The sequence below is a fragment of the Mesorhizobium australicum WSM2073 genome (assembly GCF_000230995.2).
Lineage (GTDB): Bacteria > Pseudomonadota > Alphaproteobacteria > Rhizobiales > Rhizobiaceae > Mesorhizobium > Mesorhizobium australicum.
Map to the genome: position 1 here is coordinate 4,641,202 of NC_019973.1, position 19,833 is coordinate 4,661,034.

Genomic DNA, 19,833 nt, shown 5'->3' on the forward strand with positions numbered 1-19,833 from the left:
TTCGACCAACTCAAAGACGAGCGCCCCTCGCTCCCGTCGGGACCGATCGACGGAGAGGATTCGGGCTTTTTCGTGATGCCATCGTCAGTGTACGCTATATTTCGCCGGCATCGCGATCATGTTTGGAAACAGGCGGTAACCGTTGGCGGCAAACCCGTCAGGCGGCCCTGATTATGCGGACCACGAAAAGGGTCGCATCCGGGGCGGGCTCAACCCGCAAGATAGGCACATCCGGCCCGAGCAGCAGGGTGTCGAGCGGCTCGAGGCGGATAGGCGTGGCGCCGGCGAAAATGGCATGGCCTCTGTGGCAAAGGATGAGGGTGGAACAGGCCTCGGTCGAGATTTCCACAGGCGCCGAAACCGGCAGGCGTTCGACTTGATGCAACATGCGGCCGCGGCGGGTCATGACGTTGAGATCGGTAATCGGGCCCGCGATCAGCGCGGCACTCGTGGGCTGGTCGGCTGGAAAGGAAAAAGGCTGGGAAGCCGCTGTCATCCGCTCGGGCGGACGGCCGGCGACATTAAGCACGATCCCCTCGCCTTCCAGAACCGACAGGGTGCGGTCGATGCCGGCAAAGCTGGAGAACGGCCCGCTCGTCTCGACCCGGGCCATCGAGACGCGCCAGTCGAAATCGTCGAGCCCAGCGCCAGCGGGCGAGACGGCGATCTCGGTCGTCGTACCGCCGCCGTTCTTCCACGGCATGACGCGGTAGTCGGCGGCACGAAGAACGCGCATGGCTTAGCCCAAAATGCCAGGCAGGTTGAGCTGGTGCTCCTTGGCGCATTCGATCGCAATGTCATAGCCGGCATCGGCGTGGCGCATGACGCCGGTCGCCGGGTCGTTCCACAACACCCGTTCCAGGCGCCTTGCAGCATCCGGCGTGCCGTCGGCAACGATAACCATGCCGGCATGCTGCGAGAAACCCATGCCGACGCCGCCACCATGATGCAGCGACACCCAGGTGGCGCCCGAAGCTGTGTTGAGCAACGCATTGAGCAGCGGCCAATCGGACACGGCGTCCGAACCGTCCTTCATCGCTTCCGTCTCGCGGTTTGGCGAGGCGACCGAACCGGAATCGAGGTGATCGCGGCCGATGACGACGGGCGCCTTCAGTTCGCCCTTGGCCACCATCTCGTTGAAGGCGAGACCCAGCCGGTGCCGGTCGCCGAGGCCAACCCAGCAGATGCGCGCCGGCAACCCCTGAAAGGAGATCCGCTCGCGGGCCATGTCCAGCCAATTGTGCAGATGGGTGTTGCCGGGAGTGAGCTCGCGGACCTTGGCGTCGGTTTTGTAGATGTCCTCTGGATCACCGGAGAGTGCTGCCCAGCGGAACGGGCCGATTCCGCGGCAAAAGAGGGGACGGATATAGGCCGGCACGAAACCGGGGAAGGCAAAGGCGTTTTCAAACCCTTCATCCTTGGCGACTTGGCGAATATTGTTGCCATAGTCGAGCGTCGGCACGCCGGCGTTCCAGAACGCCACCATCGCCTCGACATGTTCGCGCATGGAGGCGCGAGCCGCCTTCTCGACCGCCCTGGGGTCGCTGACACGCTTTTCGCGCCACTCGGCAATCGTCCAGCCCTTCGGCAGATAGCCGTTGATGGGGTCGTGGGCAGAGGTCTGATCGGTGACCATGTCGGGGCGGATGCCGCGACGGAACATTTCGGGTACGATCTCGGCGGCGTTGCCGAGCAGGCCGACGGACTTCGCCTCGCCGGCCTTGGTCCAGCGCTCGATCATTTCCATGGCTTCGTCGAGCGTCTCGGCTCTCTCGTCGACATAGCGGGTGCGCAGGCGGAAATCGATCGAGTCGGGATTGCATTCGATCGCCAGGCAGCAGGCGCCGGCCATGACGGCGGCCAACGGCTGCGCGCCGCCCATGCCGCCGAGGCCGCCGGTCAATATCCATTTTCCCCTGAGATTGCCGCCATAATGCTGGCGGCCGGCCTCGACGAAGGTCTCGTAGGTGCCCTGCACGATGCCTTGCGTGCCGATGTAGATCCAGGAGCCGGCCGTCATCTGGCCGTACATCATCAGGCCCTTTTTATCGAGCTCGTTGAATTTATCCCAGGTCGCCCAGTGCGGCACCAGATTGGAGTTGGCGATGAGCACGCGTGGCGCGTCCGGGTGGGTGCGAAACACGCCGACCGGCTTGCCCGACTGCACCAGCAGCGTCTCGTCCTCGCCAAGCATCTTCAGCGAAGCAACGATCTGGTCGAAATCGTTCCAGGTCCGCGCCGCCCGGCCGATGCCGCCGTAGACGACCAGTTCGTTGGGGTTTTCGGCAACGTCCGGGTCCAGGTTGTTCATCAGCATGCGCAGCGGCGCTTCGGTGGTCCAATACCTGGCATTGAGCTTGTCGCCGCGCGGGGCGCGCACTTCGCGTATGTTGTGACGGGGATTGTTCATCATTGTCCCTTTCGGACGAGGCGGCGCGTCAGTGCCCGGCCCAGTCAATGGCGGTTTGAAGAATTCGCGTCAGCGTGGCGCGGATCGGAGCGGCGAACGCGGCGTCGTAGGGCACCGGCCAATTGTCCGGCGTGCCCTTCCCCTCGGGCTCGCGCATATAGCCTCGATTGGAGAGTTCCATCTGCAGCGCGTGCACGCCCTGTAGCGGCTGGCCAAAATGGCGCGTTATCCACCCACCCTTGAAGCGTCCGTTGACGACAAAAGTCTCGCCGGTTTCGGCCATGATCTGGTTGACCATCGCCTGCAACGTCGGATCGGCGCTCTTGCCGTCATTCGTGCCGAGATTGAACACCGGCAGCGTGCCTTCGAACAGGCGTGGCAGCACCGAGCGGATCGAATGGCAGTCATAGAGGACAATCTTGCCATGCAAGGTGCGCAACCTGTCGATCTCGGCCTGCAAGGCGGCGTGATAGGGTGCAAAGAACTTCAGCCGGCGCTCGTCGATCTCCGATGGCCCCGGCTCTTCGCCGTCGCGGTAGAGCGGGTCGCCGTCAAAGGTTTCGGTCGGGCACAAGCCGGTGGTTGCCTGGCCGGGATAGAGCGAGGCGCCGGATGGATCGCGGTTGACGTCGATGACGGTGCGCGAGATCGCGGTGTGCACGACAGTGGCGCCGAGACCGGCGGCGAAATCATAGAGATTGTCGATCCACCAGTCGCAATCACGACGGCCGAGCCAAGGCGAGACCAGCCGGTTTTCGAGGCCGGCGAGGTCGATACCGGTGTGCGGGATCGACACCAACAGCGGCGCCGTGCCGCGCGTGACCGTGAGCCAGGGGCTGGCCGTCATCACGCCGCTCCGGCAATCGAGGGCAGTGCCACAGCGCTCGCGGCTTTCACAGCCGCACCACTGCGCACCATGGCGATCGCCTTTTCCATGTCGGGATGGAAATGCCGGTCGTTATCGAGATGCGGCACCTCGGCGCGAACCAGCTTGCGCACGGCTTCCAGTGCTGCGCTCGACGCCAGCGGCTGATGGAAATCACAGCCTTGCGCGGCGGCCAGCAACTCGATGCCGATCACCGCGGTTGCATTCTCGACCATGCCGATCAGGCGGCGTGCGCCATGCGCGGCCATCGAGACGTGGTCTTCCTGGTTGGCCGAGGTCGGGATGGAATCGACGCTGGCCGGATAGGCCTTCTGCTTGTTTTCCGAAACAAGCGCGGCCGCCGTAACCTGCGGGATCATGAAGCCGGAGTTCAGACCGGGCTTGGGCGTCAGGAAAGCGGGCATGCCTGACAGCGCGGGATCGACCAGCATGGCGATGCGGCGTTCCGACAGCGAGCCGATCTCGCAGACGGCCAGCGCGATCATGTCGGCGGCGAAAGCCACCGGCTCGGCGTGGAAATTGCCGCCGGACAGAGCAGTATCGTCTTCTGCGAAGATCAGCGGGTTGTCGGTGACGCCATTGGCCTCGGTTTCGAGCGTATCGGCGGCCTTGCGCAGGACATCGAGTGCGGCGCCCATCACTTGCGGCTGGCAACGCAGGCAATAGGGATCCTGCACACGCTCGTCGCCGACCCGGTGCGACTCGCGGATGGCGCTGCCGGCCATCAAATCGCGCAGTGCGTCCGCGGTCTCGATCTGGCCACGGTGCTTTCTCAACAGATGAATGCGCGGGTCGAACGGCGCGTCGGAACCCTTTGCCGCGTCGGTCGAAAGCGCGCCGGCGACAAGCGCCGACTGGTAGAGCACCTCGGCATCGAACAAAGCGGCCAGTGCATAGGCCGTCGAAAACTGCGTGCCGTTGAGCAGCGCAAGGCCCTCCTTGGCACCCAATGTCACGGGCTCCAGCCCGTGCGAGACGAAGGCAACCTTGGCCGGGAAACGGCCATGCGGAGTAAAGCATTCGCCGACGCCGATCATCACCGCCGTCATATGCGACAGCGGGGCAAGGTCGCCGGAGGCGCCGACGGAACCTTGCGCCGGCACGACCGGGATGACGTCGTTGGCCAGCATCGCTTCAAGCAGCTCGATGGTCTGCGAGCGCACGCCGGAGGCGCCCTGCGCGAGGCTCGCAAGTTTCAGCGCCATCATCAGCCGGGCAACGGCAACGGGCATCGGCTCGCCCACGCCCGCGGCATGCGAAAGCACGATGTTGCGCTGCAGCGTCTCGAGATCGTCGGCGGGGATGCGCACGCTGGCCAGCTTGCCGAAACCAGTGTTGATGCCATAGACCGGCTCACCCTTGGCAACGATGCGCGCGACAGCTTCGGCACTCGCCTTGATTTTCGGACGGCAGGCATCGTCCAGTTTCGGCACGGCGCCACGGTATATGGCGCGCCAGTCGGCCAGCGTCGCATTGCCGGGCTTCAGGGTCAGTTCGGTCATTGTCCTCTCCAGATGCGGGCATGCAGCGGGTTGAAGCCCATGCGGTAGACGAGTTCGGCGGGACGCTCGATGTCCCAGATCGCCAGATCGGCGGATTTGCCTGATACCAGCGTGCCGGTCTCGCCGAGCAGCCCCAGCGCACGCGCGGCTTCGCGGGTGACGCCGGCAAGACATTCGTCGACCGTCATGCCGAACAGGGTGGCCGCCATGTTCATGGTCAGAAGCAGCGAGGTCAGCGGCGAGGTGCCGGGATTGTTGTCGGTGGCAACAGCCATTCTGACGCCATGCTGGCGAAACAGGCCGATCGGTGGCTTCTTGGTCTCGCGGATGAAGTAGTAGGCGCCGGGCAGGATCGTCGCCACGGTCCCCGCCTTGGCCATCGCCACCGCGCCTGCCTCGTCGGTATATTCGAGATGGTCGGCCGACAACGCGCCATAGCGGGCGGCAAGTTCAGCGCCATGCAGATTGGACAGCTGGTCGGCGTGGAGTTTGACGGGCAAGCCAGCCGCCTGGGCGACATCGAAAACGCGTGCCATCTGCTCCGGCGAAAAGGCGATGCCTTCACAGAACCCATCGACGGCATCGGCCAAGCCTTCCTCGACGACGCCGGGAAGGATCATTTTGGCGACGAGATCGATGAAGGCATCCTTGTCGCCCTTGGCTTCGGGCGGCAGCGCGTGGGCTGCGAGACATGTGGTGCGAACCGTCACCGGGCGTTCATTGCCCAGCTGTCGCGCGGCGCGCAGCGATTTCTTCTCGTTTTCGAGATCGAGACCATAGCCCGACTTTACTTCCACTGTGGTTACGCCCTCGGCAATCAGCGCGTCGAGGCGCGGCAGCGTCTGGGCAACCAGGTCGCCCTCACTGGCAGCACGCAGGAATTTGACCGACGAGACGATGCCGCCGCCGGCCCTGGCGACTTCCTCATAGGTGGCGCCGGCCAGCCGCATCTCGAATTCGTTGGCGCGGTTGCCAGCATGGATCAGATGGGTATGGCAGTCGATCAGGCCGGGCGTAATCCAGCGGCCCTCGCAATCGATGATCTCGCCTTGGGCAAAAGCCGAGGGCATCTCGGATTGCGGACCGGCATAGATAATGCGGCCGTCGCGCGCGGCGAGCGCACCATGCTCGACGATACCCAATCCGGCAGAATTTTCAGCCATGGTCGCCAGACGCGCATTGCGCCACAGGCGAAGCCCCTCTGCGTGGTTTTTGCTGCTCTCTACGGCCATCATCTTTTCCGTTTCAATCGGTGGCGATTATGTATATACATATTGAAACGCACTGCAAGTGCCATCATCACATACGAGACCGGAAAGCGGAGAGAAAAGTGACCGATATCTTTGCGGAACAGGCGCTTCTTCCTAACGGCTGGCACGACAATGTGCGGATCACTTTTGCCAATGGGCGCATTACGGCCGTGGAGCCTGAAGCCGCCGCTTTGCCCGGTGATGAACGCCATTCCATTCTGCTGCCAGGCATGCCCAACCTGCACAGCCACGCCTTCCAGCGCGGCATGGCCGGCCTTGCCGAGTTGCGAGGCCCCTCCGCCGACAGTTTCTGGAGCTGGCGCGAGGTGATGTACCGCTTCGCGCTGTCGATGACTCCCGACCAAGTCGAGGCGGTGGCGGCGCAGCTCTATGTCGAAATGCTGGAGGCCGGTTTTTCCCGCGTCGGCGAATTTCATTATCTGCACCATGATCGGGATGGACAACCCTATGCCAACCCAGCCGAGATGGCCGAGCGCATCGCTGCCGCGGCTGGCGAAACGGGTATCGGCCTGACGCTGCTGCCGGTGTTTTACGCCCACTCCTCTTTCGGCGGCGCAGCTCCGAATGAGGGCCAGCGCCGATTCATCAACGATGTGAATCGGTTCGCCCGGCTTGTGGAGAAAAGCCGTGAATCGGTTCGCGCGCTGAATCAAGCTGTCGTCGGCGTCGCGCCGCACAGTCTGCGCGCCGCGACGCCTGAAGAGCTGATCGAAGTCACCGCCATGGCGCCAAACGGACCGATCCACATCCACATCGCCGAACAGGTCAGGGAAGTCGAGGACTGCCTTGCCTGGTCCGGCGCGCGTCCGGTCGAATTTCTGCTTGGGGCTGCCGCTGTCGACCAGCGTTGGTGCCTGATTCACGCCACCCATATGACGGATGCCGAGACCATCGGCATGGCGAAGACCGGCGCCATTGCCGGCCTTTGCCCGATCACGGAGGCCAATCTCGGCGACGGCACCTTTGCCGCGCCATTGTTCAGGGAGCATGGCGGCCGCTTCGGCATCGGCTCCGATTCCAATGTGCTGATCGGCCTGCCCGACGAATTGCGCCAGCTCGAATATTCGCAGCGCCTCGCGCACCGCGCCCGCAATGTGCTTGCGGTAGCCGGCGGCTCAACAGGCCGCGCCCTGTTCGACGCAGCGCTTGACGGCGGTGGCGTCGCCCTTGGTGCCGGCGCCTCGCAAATCGCGACTGGGGCATCCGCCGATCTCGTCTCGCTCGACGTCGGTAATCCCTCGCTGGCTGGCAAGACCGGCGACGCGATCCTCGATGCCTGGATCTTTGCCAATGGCAGCAAGGTCGATTGCGTCTGGGTGCATGGCAAGAAACAGGTCAGCGCTGGCAGACACGCCAAGCGCGGGGCTATCGCCGCACGGTTTCGCAGCGTGATGACTGCGCTTTCCGAGGGTTAACGCAGATGAGCATGGCTGAACGGACGGACATAGACGACAGCGAGACCGTCTCGCTGCATCAGCGCATCCTGTCCGATATCCGCGAAAAGATCCTGTCCGGCACCTGGGCGCCCGGCCACCGTATCCCGTTCGAACATGAGCTGACCGCCGAATACAAATGCTCACGCATGACGGTGAACAAGGCTCTGTCGCAGTTGGCCAAGGCGGGTCTGATTGAACGCCGCCGCCGGTCGGGCAGTTTTGTCCGCCAGCCGCAATCGCAGGCAGCGGTGCTGGAGCTTCACGACATCAGGATCGAGGTCGAGGCGCTCGGCCTGCCCTATCGCTACGAACGGCTGGAACGCCTGAGGCGGCGCAGCAACGTGGAGGACAGGGCGTTGCTCGGATTGTCCGCCGCGGGTTCGGTGCTGGCGGTCGAAGGCCTTCATTTTGCCGGCGAACGGCCATTCGCACTCGAGCAACGTCTGATCAATCTTTCGGCGGTCGCGGAAGCCGGGGACGAAGAGTTTCTGGAAATCGCGGCGGGTCCATGGCTGATCGGCCGCGTGCCGTGGAGCGAGGCCGAACATCGGATACGCGCCGTGGCCGCCGATGAGACTATCGCCGACGTGCTCGATATCGATCCTGGCGCGCCTTGCCTGGTCGTGGAGCGCCGCACCTGGAGCGCGGAGCACCCGGTTACACACGTGCGCTTCATCTATCCGGCGGAAAGCCACACGCTGGTGGCAAGGTTCACGCCGTCGCAGGGGTAAGCCGATCTCCCGCTTGGGGAAGATCGGCACCTACAGCCGCTTTACAGCGCAGCCGTAATAATAATCTCGACCAGATATTCGGGGCCGGCGAGCTTCGCCTCGCCGGTGGCGCGAGCGGGTGTGTGGCCCTGCGGCACCCATTTGTCCCATTCGGAATTCATCTCGGCGAAGGTGCCCATGTCGGCCAGCCAGATGATCGCCTGGACGATCTTGGTCTTGTCGGTGCCGGCCTTGGCCAGCAATTCGTCGATGATCGCGAGGATGTCGCGGGTCTGCGCGGCGACGTTGCCGCCGGGCTCGCCGACCTGGCCGGCCAGATAGACGGTGTTGCCGTGTATGACGATCTGGCTCATGCGCGGGCCAACATCGATGCGACGAATGCTCATTGCGAGGTTCCTTCGTTTGAGGGTTGCGCTTGTTTAGAGTCGGCGTGGGCTTCGGGCAAGGCCGCCGGCGCCAAATCTCCTTGGACCAGCGCGGAAGAAACTCACGGCAAGTTGAGCCGCCGGGTCGCAAATCCACCGGATTGGCCTGTTGACTAATGTAATAACATCACATATCCAACGGCCACTATCGCGGCCAGGCTCGACTTCCCAACGGAACGATATGACCCAGACCTGCCTAACCTTCCGTGACCTGACGCTGGGCTACAACAGCCATCCCGCGATCCATCACCTCGATGGCACGATCCGCAAGGGTTCGCTGACGGCCGTGGTCGGGGCCAATGGCTCCGGAAAATCGACGCTGATGAAGGGTATTGTCGGCGTGCTGAAGCCAATGGCCGGCGAGGTCATCCGCGCGTCGGGCGTGCGGGCAGCTTATCTGCCGCAGCAGTCGGAACTCGATCGCTCCTTTCCCGCCCGCGTCGTCGATCTGGTCTCGCTTGGCCTGTGGCCGAAGCGCGGCATGCTCGGCCGCTATACCAGGGAAGATCGCGAAGCCGTCAGCCAAGCATTGATGGCCGTCGGCCTCGGCGGCTTCGAGAAGCGGCCGATCGACACGCTGTCGGGCGGCCAGCTGCAGCGCACGCTGTTTGCCCGCGTGCTGTTGCAGGATGCCGACCTGATCCTGCTCGACGAGCCCTTCAACGCGGTCGACGCCAAGACGGTCGGTGACCTCATTGCCCTGATCAAGCGCTGGCATGGCGAAGAGCGCACCATCATGGTGGTGGTCCATGATCTGGACCTGGTGCGCCAGAATTTTCCCGAAACACTGCTGCTTGCCCGCCAGCCGGTTGCCTGGGGCGATACCCGGGAGACGCTGAAGCCTGAGAACCTGCTGCGCGCGCGCCGCTTCCACGAAGCCTGGGAAGAGAACGCCCCCTGGTGCGAGCCTGACGAGCACGCTCATGGCCATGATCATGATCATCATGGCCATGATCACGACCATCACCATGGCGCCGGACCGAGGGCCGCCTGATGGACGCGCTCTACAGTCTCTTCATTGCTCCCTTCGCCGATTTCGGCTTCATGCAGCGGGCGCTGTTCGGCTCGCTGATGCTGTCGCTCGGCGCCTGCCCCATCGGCGTCTTCCTGATGCTGCGGCGCATGAGCCTGTCGGGTGACGCCATGGCGCATGCCATCCTGCCAGGGGCGGCCGCCGGCTTCCTGTTCTATGGCCTTGAAATCCTGCCTATGACCATTGGCGGCCTGATCGCCGGCGTCATCGTCGCGCTCGGCGCTGGCGCTGTCTCGCGCTTCACCATCCAGCGCGAGGACGCCTCGATGGCCGCCTTCTATCTGATTTCGCTCGCCATCGGCGTGCTGATGGTGTCGATCCGCGGCTCCAGCGTCGATCTCATGCATGTGCTGTTCGGCACGGTGCTGGCGCTCAACAACGAGGCATTGATGCTGATTGCCGGCATCGTCGCGGTGACGTTGGCCAGCCTGGCCATCTTCTGGCGGGCGCTGGTCGCCGAATGCCTCGACCCGCTGTTCCTGCGTTCGGTCAGCCGCATGGGCAGCCCGGTGCATTTCATCTTCCTCGGCCTCGTCGTGCTCAATCTCGTCGGCGGCTTCCAGGCGCTCGGCACTTTGCTATCCGTCGGATTGATGATGCTGCCGGCGGCAGCCGCGCGATTCTGGACCGCACGCGTCGAGCCGATGTGCGTGCTGGCGGTGCTGATCGGCTTTGCCTCCTGCATTGCCGGATTGCTCTTGTCCTATCATGCGTCGTTGCCCTCCGGCCCGGCCATCATCCTGTCGGCCGGTGTCGTTTATTTCGCCTCGATCCTGTTTGGCACGCGCGGCATCCTGCGCGGTCGCATCATCCATCACCGCCACAGAACGGCCTGATCCGCCTCACCCTCTAAAAGGAACCCCGCTTATGCTGAAAACGATCCGTGCCGGCCTGACATTGAGCGTTATAACATTAACTGCCTTTGGCGCATCATCGGCCTTCGCTGCGCCGCTGAAGGTGGTCGCCAGCTTTACGGTCATTGCCGACTTTGCCAAAAACGTCGGCGGCGACCGCGTCGCGATCACCACGATCGTCGGGCCGGATGGCGACGCCCATGTCTATGAGCCAAGCCCTGCCGACGCGGTCGCCATGGCGAAGGCCGACATCGTGCTGGTCAACGGCCTGCATTTCGAAGGTTTCCTGCAGCGGCTGGTCGATGCCAGCGCCACCAAGGCCTCGATCGTCACGCTGACCAAGGGTGTGACGCCGATCGACTTCAAGCCTGAATTCGCCGAAGCCGACGCGGCCGAAGGCGCCGGCACCGGCAAGACGGTCACCGATCCGCACGCCTTCCAGTCGATCGCCAATGCCAGGATCTATGTGAAGAACATCGCCGAAGCTTTCTGTGCGGCCGACAGCGACGGCTGCGTCAGCTACCAGACCAATGCCGCCGCCTACACCAAGAAGCTCGACGCGCTGGAAGGCGAAGTGAAGGCGGCGATCCAGTCGATCCCCGAGGCAAAGCGCGTCGTCATCACCTCGCATGACGCCTTCGGCTATTTCGAGCACGAATACGGCCTGACTTTCCTCGCCCCGCAAGGTATCTCGACCGATTCCGAGCCGTCGGCCGCCGATGTCGCCAAGTTGGTCGAGCAGGTCAAGCAGGACAAGGCTGCGGCCATCTTCGTCGAGAACATCACCAACACTCGCCTGATCGAGCAGATTGCCAGCGAGACCGGCATCAAGGTCGGCGGCACGCTTTACTCGGACGCGCTGTCGCAGCCCGACGGCCCCGGCTCGACCTATATCGACATGATGCACAACAACATCCGCCAGATCAAAGGCGCCATTCTCGGCAGCTGAGTTTGATCTGCGGCCAGCCGGGCCGTATCGGCCCGGTTGGATTTTCTGGCGCGCGATGTCTATTTGGCAGAGAATTCCTTCGATGCGGATTGCCGCCCCCCTCCCGGAGTGGCAAGACTGCCGTCAAAGAGATCGCGAGGATACGAGCCATGGAATACCGCCAGATCAGTGAAGACTATTCGGTCTCGGGCCAGATCCAGCCCGAGGACGTTGCCGCCATCAAGGAAGCCGGCTTCAAGAGCGTGATCTGCAACCGGCCTGATGATGAGCAGCCGGGACAGCCTTCGGCGGACACGCTCAAGGCCGCGGTCGAGGCCGCTGGCCTCGCCTTTCGCTACATTCCGGTGATCAGCGGCCAGATCACGCGAGAGAATGTCGACGACCAGGCCGAGGCGCTCGATGAGCTCGACGGCCCGGTGTTCGCCTATTGCCGCTCCGGAGCCCGCTGTACCAATCTGTACGGGCTGATCCAGCAGTCGAAGGGTTAAATCGGCAGCGCGCCGGTCTCCTTCAGCGTCTCCAGCACGATCGCCGTCTTCACATGCTGCACGGATTCGTGCGGCAGGAGCACGCCGTTGACGAATTCCGACAGTGATTTGAGGTCTGGCGTTACGACCTTCAGGATGTAATCCATCTCGCCGGTCAGTGCGTGAGCCTCCTGCACCTCGGGCAGCCGTGCCACCAATTCGCCGAAGCGGCGCGCATTGTCGCGATTGTGGGTGGCCAGTGTCACCGAGATGACGTTGACCAGCGAGAAACCGAGCTTGTCGCGGTCGAGCACCGCTCGATAGCCCTTGATGTAGCCGTCCTCCTCCAACCGTTGGCGGCGGCGCGAGCATTGCGAAGCAGAGAGGTTCACCCGCTCGGAGAGATCGTTGTTGGTGAGCCGCGCGTCGCCTTGCAAAAGCGCCATTATCTTGCGGTCGAACTGATCAATGCGCGCGTCATCCACGATTTTTGCCTTCACCATGCACGGTTCGCGCATGACATCACCATTTCAAGCTTTTGAATGCAAGCACCGTGCGTGGGCTCCGCGCTATTATGGTTTCGAACGGCTTTTCAGGCCGAGCAGCTTCCGGAGGATATCATGGGTCCTTTCCCGCACGACGCCCCGCCCGCCACGATCAGCAAAGACAACCCCGCTGGCACCGACGGTTTCGAGTTCGTCGAATTCGCGCATCCGGAGCCGCAGAAGCTGGCCGAGCTGTTCACCCGCATGGGTTATGTCGCGGTAGCCAGGCATCGCACCAAGGACATCACCGTCTGGCGCCAGGGCGACATCAACTATGTCGTCAATGCCGAGCCCGGCTCGCATGCGATGAAATTCGCCGACAAGCACGGCCCCTGTGCTGCCTCGATGGCCTGGCGGATGGTCGATGCCAAGCACGCTTTCGAGCATGCCGTCTCGAAGGGCGCCATGCCTTACGAAGGCGACGACAAGGCGCTCGACGTGCCTGCTATCGTCGGCATCGGCGGCTCGCTGCTCTATTTCATCGACAGCTATGGCAAGAAGGGCTCGGCCTACGACGCTGAATTCGAGTGGCTCGGCGAACGCGACCCCAAGCCGCAAGGCGTCGGCTTCTATTTCCTCGACCACCTGACCCACAACGTCTATCGCGGCCAGATGGACAAATGGTGGGATTTCTACCGCAATTTGTTCGGTTTCAAGCAGATCCATTTCTTCGACATCGACGGCAAGATCACGGGCCTGGTCAGCCGGGCGATCACCTCGCCCTGCGGCAAGATCCGCATTCCGCTCAACGAGTCCAAGGATGAAACCAGCCAGATCGCCGAATATCTGAAGAAGTACAATGGCGAAGGCATCCAGCACATCGCGGTGGGAACCGACGAGATCTACGCCGCCACCGACAAGCTCGCGGAGAACGGGCTGAAATTCATGCCCGGCCCGCCCGAGACCTACTACGACATGTCGTATGACCGCGTGAACGGCCATGACGAGCCGATCGAGCGGATGAAGAAGCATGGCATCCTGATCGACGGCGAAGGTGTGGTCGACGGCGGCATGACCAAGATTCTTTTGCAGATCTTTTCGAAGACCGTGATCGGGCCGATCTTCTTCGAGTTCATCCAGCGCAAGGGCGACGAAGGCTTTGGCGAAGGCAATTTCCGCGCGCTGTTCGAATCGATCGAGCAGGACCAGATCAAGCGCGGTGTGATCAAGGTTCAGGCGGCAGAGTAATTTCTCCGGCTCCGCTTGCGGCTCGACTAATTATGACCTAAATTTTGGTCATAAGAGGTCGAGCCCATGAATGTTTCCATTGCAGAAGCCAAGGCAAAACTGTCGGAACTGATCAGCCGTGCGCAAGCTGGCGAAGAGATCGTGCTTACACGTCACGGCAAGATCGCGGCTCGGCTGGTGCCACCGCTCGGCGAAAATCTCCTGCCCCGTATTGGCGCCTTAAAGGGCAAGATTTGGATAGCGGACGATTTTGACGAACTCGGTCCCGAATGGGACGAATACGTCAAATGACTGCCGGCTCCTTTCTTGCCGATACGCAAATTATCCTTTGGTCTATTAAGGACGACCCTCGACTCAGCGAGGAGCACCGGGCTGTCCTTGCATCGGACGCGACCGTTTACGCCAGCGCGGCAAGCGTTTGGGAAATCGCGATCAAGCGATCGATCGGCAAACTCGACGTTCCGGACGACCTGCCGGCGTTACTCCCGAGAATGCAATTCCAGCCGCTGACCATCACGTTTCAGCATGCGCATGTTGTCGGCCGCCTTCCCCGCCACCATGGCGATCCGTTCGACCGGCTGCTGATCGCCCAAGCGCAGGTCGAGAATCTCACCATCCTGACAGCGGACAAGCAATTTGCTCTCTATGACGTCGCGCTGGCATGACGTTTCATAATCCCAGCCGTTCGACCTCCGCTGTTCTCAACTTAACGTCATAATCGAGCAGGAACTCGTCGAGCTGCGGCGGTGCTACGGAGGTACCCGCGAGCATGGCATGCACCTGGCCCCGATGGTGGATGTCGTGCAGGAAGACGTGCGCCAGGATATCGCCGGTCTTTTCCGGGATCATGCCGTCCTCGCGCCGGTCGGTGACGACGCTGCGATCGAGATCGGCCTTCGACAGGCCATCGCAGAAGGCGATCAGCCGCCGGTCGGCCGCAAGCTGAGCCAGGTAAAGCTCGGGCGCGGCATCGAAAGGCACGAAGTCATCGTAGGCAGCCGCACCGAGGCGGCCGTCTTCGAGAAAATCGAGATAGAGATGATCGACCGCGAGGACATGGTTGAGCGTTGCCTTGATCGACGGGAAAAAGTTGGTGCGCTCGGCCTCGAATTCACCGGGCTTCAGCGCAAGCACGGCGCGATAGAGCCGGTCGTTCGACCAGAGATTGTTCTTCGCCATGCGACGCAGATGATCCAGCAGGTCCATCACTCAAACCTCTCATTGTGCCTACCGCTGGTATTTCTCGACCTTCTGCTCGATGGCGCCGAAGATCGAATGCCCTGATCTGTCCTTCATCTCGATGCGCACGGTGTCGCCGAAGCGCAGGAAAGGTGTCTTGGGCTCGCCTGACACAATGGTCTCGATCATGCGCTGTTCGGCGATGCAGGAATAACCGGCTCCGCCCGCAGAGACCGGCTTGCCCGGGCCGCCGTCGAGTTTGTTGGACACCGTACCCGAGCCGATGATGGTGCCTGACACCAGCGGCCTTGTGCGGGCGGCGTGAGCCATCAGCGCCGGAAAATCGAAGGTCATGTCGACACCGGCATCGGCGCGGCCGAACGGCTTGCCGTTGATGTCGGCAAGCAGCGGCAGATTGACCTTGCCGCCGTCCCAGGCATCGCCCAGCTCATCCGGCGTCACCGCGACCGGAGAGAAGGCGGAGGACGGTTTCGACTGGAAGAAGCCGAATCCCTTGGCCAGTTCCGGCCCGGTCAGCGCGCGCAGCGTGACATCGTTGACCAGCATGACCAGCCGGATCGCGGCGCGCGCTTCCTCGAGGCTGGCGCCCATCGGCACATCGTCGACGATGACGGCGATCTCGGCTTCCATGTCGATGCCGAAGGCCTCGTCCGCTAGACGGATCGGATCGCGCGGGGCAACGAAGGAATCCGAGCCACCCTGGTAGATCAGCGGGTCGGTCCAGAAGCTTGCCGGCATCTCGACGCCGCGCGCCTTCCGCACCAGTTCGACATGGTTCACATAGGCCGAGCCGTCGGCCCATTGATAGGCGCGCGGCAGCGGCGAATGCGCGTCATGCTCGTGAAAACGAGCCGCCGGCAACGCATTGTTCTCCAGCGATTCCGCTATGGTCGCGAGATGCGGCGAGATCCTGCGCCAGTCGTCGAGTGCGGCCTGCAGCGTGCGCGCCAGGAACGAGGCGTCGGTGTATTGCGTCAGGTCGCGCGAAACGACGACGAGTTTTCCGTCGCGTGTTCCGTCCTTCAGCGTGGCAAGCTTCATGCGGTTCCCTCTCCTGATGCGGCCTTGGCGCCGCTTAACTCCACAACAAGGCCGTCGCGAGCGATCGTCAAGTCGCCAGCCCATGTTTTCCTGACAGCGGCTATCCAGTCGACCTCGCCGATCTCGGTATCGTCGGCTGGAATGAGGTGATTGAGCACCAATCTTTTGACGCCGGCATCGCTGGCGATACGGCCTGCCTCCTCGGCAAAGCTGTGACTGGCGAGCAGATGTTCCCTGAGCCGCGCGCCATTGCCGGTTCTGGCAACCAGCCGCTCGATGCCTTCTTCCAGCATGGCTTCATGGACGAGGATAGCAGCGCCATCGGCAAAATCGGCCAGCGGCGGAAAGAAAGCAGTATCGGCCGAGAACACCACGCTGTTTCCCCCATGCTCGAAGCGCAAGGCGAAGCAATCGGTCACAGGCGGATGGTCGACGCGCAGTGCCGTCACCTTCAGTCCGCGCTGCTCGACCACATGCCCTTGGCCGAATTCGTCGACAGAAACCAACTCGCGAATATCGGGGCGGCCCTCGTCGGCGATGCGGATCTCGATGTCGAATTCCATCGCCTGACAAAAGCGCCGCCAGTAGTGGCCAAGCCCAGGCGGCCCGAACACGGTGACCGGCGTCGCCAAGCCAGCCGTCCATGCGGTGTGGATCAGCGGCCCGAGTTCAAGCACATGGTCGGAATGCAGATGCGTGATGAAGATCAGGTCGAGTGCCTTCAGGCTGACACCGGCATCGACCAGACCGCGCGTCACGCCGAGCCCGCAATCGACGACGATGGCTCGCCCGCCGATTTCGAGCAGCGTCGAGCTCGGCCACGGCCCGCCCGGCCGCAGTGCCGGACCGCCTTTCGACCCGAGCAGCACCAGCCGGTCCGGCATTGGCTTGCCGCTCAAGACCAGTCGCCCTCGGGCGTGCCATTGAACCGCTTCTTCAGGTCGGCCCAGCAATCGATGTAATTGTCCTGCCGGGTTTCGAGTTCGGCGCCGTAGCGGGTCAGCATCTGCGGAAAGCGGGTTTCGAACATGAAGGCCATGGTGTTGTCGAGCTTGACCGGTTTCAGGTCCGCGCGCGAGGCTTTTTCGAAGCCAGGCGCATCCGGGCCATGGGCCAGCATCAGATTGTGCAGGCTGATACCGCCGGGGACAAAACCTTCCTCCTTGGCGTCGTACTGGCCATGGATCAGGCCCATGAACTCGCTCATGATGTTGCGATGGTACCAGGGCGGCCGGAACGTATTTTCCGCCACCAGCCAGCGCGGCGGGAAGATGACGAAATCGATGTTGGCGGTGCCTTCCTCGCCGCTCGGCGCCGTCAGCACGGTGAAGATCGACGGATCGGGGTGATCGAACAGCAGCGCACCGACCGGCGAAAAGCTCGCCAGATCATATTTATAGGGCGCGTAGTTGCCATGCCAGGCAACGACGTCGAGCGGCGAATGGCCGATCTCGGTGACGTGAAAATTGCCGCACCATTTCACGATCAGCCGGCACGGCGTCTCCTTCTCCTCGAACCAGGCGCAAGGCGTCTTGAAGTCGCGCGGGTTGGCCAGGCAATTGGCGCCGATCGGGCCGCGGTCAGGCAGCGTCAGCTTGGCGCCGTAATTCTCGCAGACATAGCCGCGCACTTCGGCGTCGACCAGTTCGACCTTGAAGACGAGGCCGCGCGGCAGCACGGCGATTTCACCGGGCCGAAGCTCGATGACGCCCATCTCGGTGATGAAGCGCAAGCTGCCCACCTGCGGCACGATCAGCAGCTCGCCGTCGGCGTTGAAGAAATGATCGTCGGTCATCGAGCGGTTGGCGACATAGACATGGGCAGCCATGCCGGTCTGGCCAAGCACGTCGCCGGCGGTGGTGATGGTGCGCATACCCTTGATGAAGTCGGTCGGCTCTTTCGGCATCGGCACCGGATTCCAGCGGTACTGGCCAAGCGCCAGCTCGTGGTCGCCGACATTGGGGGCGCTCTTCCACAGGGGATAACTCGCCGCCTTGAACCTGCCCGTGTGCTTGACGCTCGGCCGGATGCGATAGAGCCAGGAGCGCTCATTGGTGCCGCGCGGCGCGGTGAAGGGCGAGCCTGAAAGCTGCTCGGCATAGAGGCCGTAGGCCGGCCGCTGCGGCGAGTTGCGTCCCTGCGGCAGTGAGCCGGGCAAGGTTTCGGTTTCGAAGTCGTTGCCGAAACCCGGCATATAGGAAAAGGCCATTGCTTCCTCCCGGATTGACCAAATTGGTTTCATTTGTAACCATCGAAAATGTAACTATCAATCTTCCGTTTTTCCCGGATGCGGACAATGGACATTCTCGAACTCGAAAGCTTTCTGCCCTACCGGCTCTACCGCCTTGCAGATGCGGTCAGCCGCGAATTCTCGAAGGTCTATAAGGACCGCCATGGCCTGACCCGGCCCGAATGGCGCACGTTGTCGGGATTGGGACAGCGCGGCACGATGACCGCGACGGAACTTGGCGAGCAGTCGGCCATGCACAAGACCAAGGTCTCGCGCGCCGTGGCTGAGTTAGAACGGCGGCGCTGGCTGGTACGAACACCTGACGAGAACGACCGCCGCGTCGAGCACTTGACGCTTACCAACGCCGGGCTTGCAGCCTATCGCGAGATGGTGCCGCTGGCGCAGAGTTTCGAGCGGGAACTGCTGGCGAAACTTGGCGTGGACGAACGTGCGGCGATTGTGCGTGGGGTGGCGGCGCTTGAGAGGACGTTGGAAGAGAAGTAGCGCTGAAAAAATGGGGATAGGCTGGGGGGACAGCGCCCCCCTCTGTCCGGCAGGACAGAGGGGGGCGCCTCGCGCAGACGTTTCACCGGATAGCGCTATGCGCGCCGTTACCAGTCCATCACCACCTTGCCGGAACTGCCGCTGCGCATCGCATCGAAGCCGGCCTGGAAATCGTCGATGCCGATGCGGTGCGTGATGAGCGCCGAGACGTCGAGCGGGCCCTGCACCAGGGCGATCATCTTGTACCAGGTCTCGAACATCTCGCGGCCGTAGATGCCCTTCAAGTGCAGCATCTTGAAGATGACCTTGTTCCAGTCGATCTCGAAACCAGTCGGGGCGATGCCGAGGATGGCGATCTTGCCGCCATTGTTCATGGTGTCGATCATGTCGCGGAAGGCAGGTGCGGCGCCCGACATCTCCAACCCGACATCGAAACCTTCAGTCATGCCGAGTGCTGGCATGACGTCGCGCAGCTTCTCCTGCGAAGCGTCGACGACATGCTGGACGCCGAGTTTCTTCGCCAGCGCCAGGCGCACCGGGTTGATGTCGGTGATGACAACCTTGCGTGCGCCGACGCACTGCGCCACCAGCGCGCCCATGATGCCGATCGGTCCGGCGCCGGTGACCAGCACATCCTCGCCGACCAGATCGAAGGACAACGCCGTGTGGACCGCATTGCCCAGGGGATCGAAGATCGCGGCAATCTCGTCCGGCACGTCGTCGGGGATCGGCACCACATTGTGCTGGGGAATGGCCAGGTACTCGCCGAAGGCGCCCGGACGGTTGACGCCGACGCCGAGCGTGTTACGGCATAGATGTCCCCTGCCCGCGCGGCAGTTGCGGCAATGACCGCAGACGATGTGTCCCTCGCCCGACACCCGCTGGCCGACCTTGTATTCGGTGACCGCGGCACCAAAGTCGGCTACCGTGCCGACGAATTCGTGGCCGGTCACCATCGGCACAGGAACCGTCTTTTGCGCCCACTGGTCCCAGTTGTAGATGTGGACATCGGTGCCGCAGATCGCGGTCTTCTTGATCTTGATCAGCACATCGTTGGGGCCGATCTCCGGCACCGGAACCTCTTCCATCCAGATGCCCGGTTCGGCCTTGGCCTTCACCAGTGCCTTCATCATGTTCGACATTCTCTTGTCCCTTGAATCT

Annotated in this window: 22 protein-coding genes; 10 read left to right on the top strand and 12 right to left on the bottom strand. The window is 62.8% G+C overall.

The genetic code is table 11. The features are described 5' to 3' along the window. Positions 1-157: 157 nt before the first annotated feature. The 5 genes from MESAU_RS22400 to hutI are packed head-to-tail and all read right to left on the bottom strand — an operon-like array spanning position 158 to position 6,030. Positions 158-736, bottom strand: a complete 579-nt coding sequence (locus MESAU_RS22400) for a HutD/Ves family protein (RefSeq protein WP_015318305.1) — start codon at positions 734-736, stop codon at positions 158-160. A 3-nt stretch (positions 737-739) separates the two neighbouring features. Next, positions 740-2,410: a urocanate hydratase gene (hutU, locus tag MESAU_RS22405; protein ID WP_015318306.1), complete on the bottom strand. Its 1,671-nt coding sequence runs from the start codon at positions 2,408-2,410 to the stop codon at positions 740-742. A gap of 28 nt (positions 2,411-2,438) precedes the next feature. Next, positions 2,439-3,257 (bottom strand): N-formylglutamate deformylase, encoded by an 819-nt coding sequence (gene hutG, locus MESAU_RS22410; RefSeq protein WP_015318307.1) that lies wholly within the window; start codon positions 3,255-3,257, stop codon positions 2,439-2,441. Further along, on the bottom strand, positions 3,257-4,798 hold the full coding sequence (hutH, locus tag MESAU_RS22415) for a histidine ammonia-lyase (RefSeq protein ID WP_015318308.1): 1,542 nt from the start codon (positions 4,796-4,798) through the stop codon (positions 3,257-3,259). The genes hutG and hutH overlap by 1 nt, the downstream gene beginning before the upstream one ends. Continuing rightward, complete coding sequence (gene hutI, locus MESAU_RS22420; protein ID WP_015318309.1) at positions 4,795-6,030, bottom strand: imidazolonepropionase; 1,236 nt, start codon at positions 6,028-6,030, stop codon at positions 4,795-4,797. The genes hutH and hutI overlap by 4 nt, the downstream gene beginning before the upstream one ends. Before the next feature lie 98 nt (positions 6,031-6,128). Here hutI and MESAU_RS22425 point away from each other — a divergent pair, with 98 nt between their 5' ends. Both MESAU_RS22425 and hutC read left to right on the top strand, forming a co-directional pair. Further along, the gene (locus MESAU_RS22425; RefSeq protein ID WP_015318310.1) at positions 6,129-7,484 is read left to right on the top strand and encodes a formimidoylglutamate deiminase; all 1,356 of its coding nucleotides are present in this window, start codon (positions 6,129-6,131) and stop codon (positions 7,482-7,484) included. 5 nt (positions 7,485-7,489) lie between these two features. Then, positions 7,490-8,236, top strand: coding sequence for a histidine utilization transcriptional repressor HutC (gene hutC, locus MESAU_RS22430; protein ID WP_015318311.1), 747 nt, complete (start codon positions 7,490-7,492; stop codon positions 8,234-8,236). 41 nt (positions 8,237-8,277) lie between these two features. On the opposite strand, the gene MESAU_RS22435 is transcribed toward hutC, so the two are convergent. Next, positions 8,278-8,622, bottom strand: a complete 345-nt coding sequence (locus MESAU_RS22435; protein ID WP_015318312.1) for a RidA family protein — start codon at positions 8,620-8,622, stop codon at positions 8,278-8,280. A 220-nt stretch (positions 8,623-8,842) separates the two neighbouring features. On the opposite strand from MESAU_RS22435, the gene aztA reads away from it, so the two are divergent. From aztA to MESAU_RS22455, 4 genes are all read left to right on the top strand, one after another. Next, a complete protein-coding gene (gene aztA, locus MESAU_RS22440) occupies positions 8,843-9,655 on the top strand; it encodes a zinc ABC transporter ATP-binding protein AztA (protein ID WP_015318313.1) in 813 nt (270 codons plus the stop codon). Then, a complete protein-coding gene (aztB, locus tag MESAU_RS22445; protein WP_015318314.1) occupies positions 9,655-10,530 on the top strand; it encodes a zinc ABC transporter permease AztB in 876 nt (291 codons plus the stop codon). Before aztA ends, aztB begins: the two co-directional genes overlap by 1 nt. 31 nt (positions 10,531-10,561) lie before the next feature. Next, a complete protein-coding gene (aztC, locus tag MESAU_RS22450; protein WP_015318315.1) occupies positions 10,562-11,497 on the top strand; it encodes a zinc ABC transporter substrate-binding protein AztC in 936 nt (311 codons plus the stop codon). A 149-nt stretch (positions 11,498-11,646) separates the two neighbouring features. Then, on the top strand, positions 11,647-11,985 hold the full coding sequence (locus MESAU_RS22455) for a protein tyrosine phosphatase family protein (RefSeq protein WP_015318316.1): 339 nt from the start codon (positions 11,647-11,649) through the stop codon (positions 11,983-11,985). Here MESAU_RS22455 and MESAU_RS22460 read toward each other — a convergent pair. Continuing rightward, positions 11,982-12,449 (bottom strand): Lrp/AsnC family transcriptional regulator, encoded by a 468-nt coding sequence (locus MESAU_RS22460; protein ID WP_041163864.1) that lies wholly within the window; start codon positions 12,447-12,449, stop codon positions 11,982-11,984. The genes MESAU_RS22455 and MESAU_RS22460 overlap by 4 nt on opposite strands. A 135-nt stretch (positions 12,450-12,584) precedes the next feature. Between MESAU_RS22460 and hppD the strand changes: the two genes are divergently transcribed. The 3 genes from hppD to MESAU_RS22475 all read left to right on the top strand — a co-directional run bounded on the left by hppD (position 12,585) and on the right by MESAU_RS22475 (position 14,362). Further along, positions 12,585-13,697, top strand: coding sequence for a 4-hydroxyphenylpyruvate dioxygenase (gene hppD, locus MESAU_RS22465; protein ID WP_015318318.1), 1,113 nt, complete (start codon positions 12,585-12,587; stop codon positions 13,695-13,697). A 66-nt stretch (positions 13,698-13,763) separates the two neighbouring features. Beyond that, positions 13,764-13,988 carry a type II toxin-antitoxin system Phd/YefM family antitoxin gene (locus MESAU_RS22470; RefSeq protein WP_015318319.1) on the top strand — a complete coding sequence of 75 codons (225 nt, stop codon included), beginning with the start codon at positions 13,764-13,766 and terminating at the stop codon, positions 13,986-13,988. Further along, complete coding sequence (locus tag MESAU_RS22475; RefSeq protein WP_015318320.1) at positions 13,985-14,362, top strand: type II toxin-antitoxin system VapC family toxin; 378 nt, start codon at positions 13,985-13,987, stop codon at positions 14,360-14,362. Before MESAU_RS22470 ends, MESAU_RS22475 begins: the two co-directional genes overlap by 4 nt. A gap of 4 nt (positions 14,363-14,366) precedes the next feature. Here MESAU_RS22475 and MESAU_RS22480 read toward each other — a convergent pair whose 3' ends face one another. From MESAU_RS22480 to hmgA, 4 genes are read right to left on the bottom strand one after another with little or no spacing between them, the layout of a single operon-like run. Next, the gene (locus MESAU_RS22480) at positions 14,367-14,903 is read right to left on the bottom strand and encodes a DinB family protein (protein WP_015318321.1); all 537 of its coding nucleotides are present in this window, start codon (positions 14,901-14,903) and stop codon (positions 14,367-14,369) included. A 21-nt stretch (positions 14,904-14,924) separates the two neighbouring features. Further along, entirely contained in the window at positions 14,925-15,938 is a 1,014-nt protein-coding gene (locus MESAU_RS22485) for a fumarylacetoacetate hydrolase family protein (protein WP_015318322.1), read from the bottom strand. Next, complete coding sequence (locus MESAU_RS22490; RefSeq protein WP_015318323.1) at positions 15,935-16,822, bottom strand: MBL fold metallo-hydrolase; 888 nt, start codon at positions 16,820-16,822, stop codon at positions 15,935-15,937. The genes MESAU_RS22485 and MESAU_RS22490 overlap by 4 nt, the downstream gene beginning before the upstream one ends. 11 nt (positions 16,823-16,833) lie before the next feature. Beyond that, positions 16,834-18,147 (bottom strand): homogentisate 1,2-dioxygenase, encoded by a 1,314-nt coding sequence (gene hmgA / locus MESAU_RS22495; RefSeq protein WP_015318324.1) that lies wholly within the window; start codon positions 18,145-18,147, stop codon positions 16,834-16,836. Between the two features lie 87 nt (positions 18,148-18,234). Between hmgA and MESAU_RS22500 the strand changes: the two genes are divergently transcribed. Further along, the gene (locus MESAU_RS22500) at positions 18,235-18,672 is read left to right on the top strand and encodes a MarR family winged helix-turn-helix transcriptional regulator (RefSeq protein ID WP_015318325.1); all 438 of its coding nucleotides are present in this window, start codon (positions 18,235-18,237) and stop codon (positions 18,670-18,672) included. A 107-nt stretch (positions 18,673-18,779) separates the two neighbouring features. Here MESAU_RS22500 and tdh read toward each other — a convergent pair whose 3' ends face one another. Continuing rightward, entirely contained in the window at positions 18,780-19,814 is a 1,035-nt protein-coding gene (gene tdh / locus MESAU_RS22505) for an L-threonine 3-dehydrogenase (RefSeq protein ID WP_015318326.1), read from the bottom strand. Between the last annotated feature and the right edge of the window lie 19 nt (positions 19,815-19,833).